This is a genomic window from Dubosiella newyorkensis (genome assembly GCF_001945605.1).
Lineage (GTDB): Bacteria > Bacillota_I > Bacilli_A > Erysipelotrichales > Erysipelotrichaceae > Dubosiella > Dubosiella newyorkensis.
Window position 1 is genome coordinate 1 of record NZ_MPKA01000038.1, and the last position, 5,352, is coordinate 5,352.

The 5,352-nt window shown below is 43.1% G+C and carries 4 protein-coding genes; 1 reads left to right on the forward strand and 3 read right to left on the reverse strand.

Annotated features, from left to right (window positions below):
• The first annotated feature begins 256 nt into the window (after positions 1-256).
• Positions 257-709 (forward strand): GAF domain-containing protein, encoded by a 453-nt coding sequence (locus BO225_RS01280; RefSeq protein WP_083632032.1) that lies wholly within the window; start codon positions 257-259, stop codon positions 707-709.
• Here the strand turns inward: BO225_RS01280 and BO225_RS01285 are convergent.
• Genes BO225_RS01285 through pheS form a run of 3 tightly spaced genes read right to left on the reverse strand, consistent with a single transcriptional unit; the run spans position 625 to position 4,921 of the window.
• Positions 625-1,413 (reverse strand): AAC(3) family N-acetyltransferase, encoded by a 789-nt coding sequence (locus BO225_RS01285; RefSeq protein ID WP_076340479.1) that lies wholly within the window; start codon positions 1,411-1,413, stop codon positions 625-627. The genes BO225_RS01280 and BO225_RS01285 overlap by 85 nt on opposite strands.
• 55 nt (positions 1,414-1,468) lie before the next feature.
• A complete protein-coding gene (gene pheT, locus BO225_RS01290) occupies positions 1,469-3,874 on the reverse strand; it encodes a phenylalanine--tRNA ligase subunit beta (protein ID WP_076340480.1) in 2,406 nt (801 codons plus the stop codon).
• Between the two features lie 12 nt (positions 3,875-3,886).
• A complete protein-coding gene (gene pheS, locus BO225_RS01295; RefSeq protein WP_076340481.1) occupies positions 3,887-4,921 on the reverse strand; it encodes a phenylalanine--tRNA ligase subunit alpha in 1,035 nt (344 codons plus the stop codon).
• Positions 4,922-5,352 lie beyond the last annotated feature (431 nt).

The following is a 5,352-nucleotide window of genomic DNA, read 5'->3' on the forward strand; positions in this document are numbered from 1 at the left end:
TCCTGTCAAGTTTTCAAAGATCGTCCCTGCCTTGAAGCTCTCTGCCTCAACGCTCACTCATATTACCATGAATGAACTGTTCTGTCAACACTTTTTTCAATATTTTTTGAATATTTTTAGAGGACAGTTGAAGCGGGTTCTTGGTCCCAAAGCTTATTTATAATAGCGCTTCGATTAGTTTCTGTCAACCACAAATTTTTATATTTTTAAAATAATTTCAATTACAGAAAGAAAGTTCTTCGTTATAATAAAAGCTATGAACATATACTTAGAACAATTCGATCAATTGATCGATCCCTCTCTTCCTTTGATTTCAAATCTCGCCAATGCGGCAAGCTGGATCTACTTCACCTTTCCTTCTCTCAACTGGGCAGGCTTCTATTTCTATGACTCGAAACAAAAGCTTTGTTTTTTAGGACCATTTCAAGGAAAGGTCGCCTGCACCACGATAAAAGAAGGAAAAGGAGTCGTTGGTACTTGCGCCAAGAACCAAGAAACGCTCTATATAAAAAATGTCCATACCTTTGATGGACATATTGCCTGCGATCAAGCGAGCAAAAGCGAGCTCGTCCTTCCGATCTTTCGCAAAGAAGAGCTATGGGCAGTATTGGATATCGACTCCGATCAGTTGGATGGGCTTTCTAAAGAATCGATCGCGCTTTTAGAAAAGATCGCCGCTAAACTCTCGAAGCTTGTTTCAAGCGCGTAGGAAGCGATCGTGTGATCATTGAGCTTTCTTTCCCGCTTTTTAAAATGCTTTCGAAGTTTATGAATAAACGATTGTCTCGTTTTTCCGATCAAGAATGTCCGGGGCAATCGTTGTTTTTTATGATCGAGATAAGCTCTCTCAATAATTGTGACTTCTTGTTCAAATTCGTGAGCGAACGCATTCGACAAACAACTATCTTCGAACGCCATATCGAACAACAGCAATCTAGCTTCCCGGCTTCGAAAGCACTGTAATACATGATTCAACGAGATGGGATCGTTCATACTTTGCTCGGTCCATTCTTTTTTATATTTTCCGTAATAAATAAAACTATATACAGGATGACTCGTTCGATATACGCCAGGATATCGAAGCAGCATATCGGATAAAACCGTATTGCTCGCTGTGATCTTGGCGTTATATCCATTCATGCTTTCCCGGATCGAAGACCAAAGAGAGTATGGATATCTTGTGAAACAATGGGTGGCAGGATCGAGTGTAGAAAATGAAAAGGAAGGCATGATCAAGCAGCCTTGCGATCCGATTGTTTCTTTGAGCGCTTCGATCAGTGTTTGTTCGCCTCCGGCGATCGATGAAAACGAATTGAGATCGCTTTCCACAAAAACAGGCGTTCCCTTTTTTATATTGAGTTCCTCGAACAAAGCGACGAGGTCTTCTTTCGTATATATCTTCTTTTTATTCATATCTCTATTATACAAAAAAATAGGCGATCACAACGGATTCGCCTATTTTTGATCATCAACCTCTTAATTGAGCGTTGAGATCTTTTTTCAAAGATTCAAGCATCATCTCAAAGACATTGTTGATTTCTTCATCTTTTAAAGTATGGGTATCGCTTCCGAACACGATGCGGATTGCGATCGATTTTTCATTTTCCTTTACGTGTTCTCCTTCGTATACATCAAAGATTTCGATCTCTTTTACGATCTTTTCTTTTGTTTTTTGGTCGCGTCCATGTTTTTCGATCAATTGAACAATGTTTTCGGCTGGAAGCTCTCGATCCACGATCAGTGCTAAATCTCGCGTGACTGTCGGATATTTCGAGATCGGAGTGAATTTGATCTTGGATTTTTTCGTTTCCATCAAGCTAGAAAGATCGAGTTCTGCCATGTAGACATTTTTCACATCGTTTTCTTTCGCGTATTTTGGATGGATCTCGCCCATATATCCGAGCGTTTCTTTGCCCATTTTGATGCATGCGGAACGGAATGGATGGAAGTGACCTTCATCCTTGTTTTCCGTAAAACGGATGCGGGCTCGATTGATGCCTAATGAATCGAACAACGTCTCTAATAGACCTTTGAGCGTATAGAAATCAGCTGGGGTTTCTTCATGAAGCCATGGTGTCATTTCAAGGGGTCCGGATAGACAAATTGCTAAATGCTTTCTTTGTTGGCATCTTCCTTCGACATCGCTGATCTCGAATACATTGACGGAGGATAGTTTTCTTGCTTGGTTGTATGCGACGACGCCTAGAAGCGAAGGGAGAATGCTCGTACGAATCCAACGTCTTTCTTCCGACATCGGCATCGCAAGCTCGATCGCTTCATCGTTTGACAAGATCGCGTTGTCTTTTTTTAACGTGCTAATCAAGGTGTAAGTAATGCATTGTTCTAAGCCAAGCGAGCTCAATACATTTTCTGTCGTTCGGATCATTCGTTGTTGTTCGTCTAATTTTCCTTCTGTCATCGGCATGAAAGGAAGCGTGCTTGGTAGACGATCGTAACCGATCAATCGGATCACTTCTTCGCTTAGATCTGCCATCCCTTCCATATCGGTCCGATAGCTTGGGATCACGACAGAAATAACGCCATCTTGGATTTCAGGATCGAAATCAAGACGTTCGAAAACGTCCATTACTTCTTCTTGGCTAAAGTTGGTGCCTAAGCGATCGTTGATCTGCTCGATCGTGCAGTGAAGGATCTTTTCTAAACCGTCGACTTCGCCGATTTGAACGGTTTCTTCGATCGCTGTAGCATCCGCGTATTCGATCAGCAGCTGTACGGCTCGATCGATTGCTTTGAAAGGCGCCATTGGCTCGATTCCTTTTTGATATCGCAATGATGATTCGGTTGCTAAATTGAGTCTTCTTGTTGTGTTTCGAATAGAAACGTGGTCAAAAGAAGCGCATTCAATGATCAGACCATGGGTCGTTTCTAAAATCTTGGAATCATCTCCTCCCATAATCCCGGCAATTCCGATCGGTTTTCCTTGGTTGGTGATAACGATATCTTCTGGAAGGAGCTGATAGGTGATTCCATCCAAGGCTGTATATTCTTCTTCAAAGCCATCGGCTACAGTGATTTCTTGATCTTTGATCGCATCAATATCGTAAAAGTGCATCGGTTGCCCTGTTTCTAACATTACGATATTGGAAATATCCACGACATTGTTGATCGAATGCATACCACTCGCCCTCAAAAGCTCTTTCATCCATTTTGGAGACTCTTTGATCGTGATCGATCCGATGACTTTTTCTAAAAAGAGTGGGCATTTTTCTGTTTTGCTGGAAAGAGCAAATCGTGTATGATCGCCAAGATCGCTTGCTGCATCGAATTCAGGAAGAACGACTTCCCGATTCAAGATCGCTCCGACTTCTTTCGCGAGATTGAATTGCGCTTGGCAGTCGCTTCGATTTGGCGTCAAACCAATTTCTAGGATCTCATCATCATAGCCTAAATAGCCTAATGGATCGGTATAACCGACTGGCGCGTTTTCTGGAAGGATCTCGATACCGTTTTTTTGTTCTTCGCTGAGCATATGTGGATCAACGCCAAGTTCGAAAAGTGCGCAGATCATGCCATTGGATTCTTGGCCTCGGATCGCTCCTTTTTTGATTTCTCCTCCTGGCAGCTTGGCACCTGGTTTTGCGACGATGACTTTTTGGCCTTCGGCCACATTGGGCGCTCCGCATACGATTTGAACGATCTCATCGCCCAAGTCGACTTTAGTGATATGAAGATGATCGGAGTCTGGATGCATTTCGCATTCTACGACTTGTCCGATCACTAAGTTCGTGCCAGAAGATAGAGGATAGGCCGCTTCTACTTCCAAGCCGGCATTCGTGATCTTTTCAGCCAATTCTTCTAAGGACAGATCGGAAAGATCCATATATTGGGATAACCATTTTCTAGATGTTCGCATTTGTTCTCTCCTTTATTCGTAGCGTTTGAATTGTTTATTGAAGCGTAAATCATTCGTGTAAAAGTGGCGGATGTCGTCGATGCCGTATTTGAGCATGGCGACGCGTTCGATTCCGACCCCAAAAGCAAATCCGCTGCAGACTTCTGGATCATAGCCTGCCATTTTCAATACGTTTGGATGCACTTCTCCGGCGCCTAAAATCTCGATCCATCCTGTCCCTTTGCATGTTGGACAGCCTTTGCCTCCGCAAATGTGACAAGAAACGTCCACTTCGACGCTTGGTTCCGTGAATGGGAAATAGCTTGGGCGGAAGCGGATTTGTCGATCTTGTCCAAACAGTTTTTTCGCCATGAATTCTAGCGTTCCTTTCAGGTCGGCGAGCGTGACTTTTTCCGCAATAACAAGGCCTTCCATCTGCATGAACTGGTGGGAATGGGTCGCGTCGTCATCATCTTTTCGATAGACTTTGCCTGGACATACGACTTTGATCGGTAGTTTTGGCGCGTTTTCTTCGAGGACTTTCATTTGTAGCGCGGTCGTGTGGGTCCTTAACAGCCATTCAGGGTCGATATAGAGGGAGTCTTGCATCGCTCTTGCCGGGTGGTCCTTGGGGATGTTGGCGCGTTCGAAGCAATATTCATCGTTGACGATGTCGCTTCCTTCGATCACTTGATATCCAAGTCCGATAAAGAGATCTTCCAATTCTTCGAGAACGGTAATGAGTGGATGTTTGTTTCCTAGTTCGAATTGACGTCCTGGAAGGGTGATGTCGATCTTTTCGGATTCGATTTGTTTTTGCATTTCGAGTTCTTCGAGGTTGGATTTTTGTTGTTCGAGCGCTTCGGCGACTTCTTGCTTAAGGGTATTGATCATCGCTCCGAAGGCTGGTTTTTCTTCTTTTGGCAAGTTCTTCATTTCTTTCATGAGCGCTTGGATCGATCCTTTTTTCCCTAAGAAGGCGATCCTAAGGTCATTGAGTTCTTTTAAGGAAGCGGCTTGCTGGATTTGTTCGAGAGCTTCTTGTTTGAGGGTGTTGATTTGTTCCATATTCTTTCCTTTCCATTAAAAAAAGACGTCACAGGAACGGAAGATCCGCGGTACCATCCTGTTTCGTCATTTACGCACTTTGATCATGATAACCGTTTGATACGGAAGAGGGTTGGCTCTTAGCTCCAAGGTGAATTCGTTCCGGATACTTGTCGAAGATCTCTCAGCCTTTGGATCTTCTTCTCTGTCCAAGCGTTACGGAAGTACTGTTTCTTTTCTGCGCTTTAATGTTTCAATTATACAAAAGCGTTTCTTAAATCTCAAGGTTTCTTGATGTTTTCCTGCTTTGATTTTCAGTATAATGAAACCTGACTTTAAGAGATGATTTTCAAAAATGGTGCTAAGGAAGCGGTGTAAACCGATATCCCAGCACCTTTTTTATTTGCCCCTTCGTTAAAAAATAATTATTGAGAGGCAGCGAATAATATTTG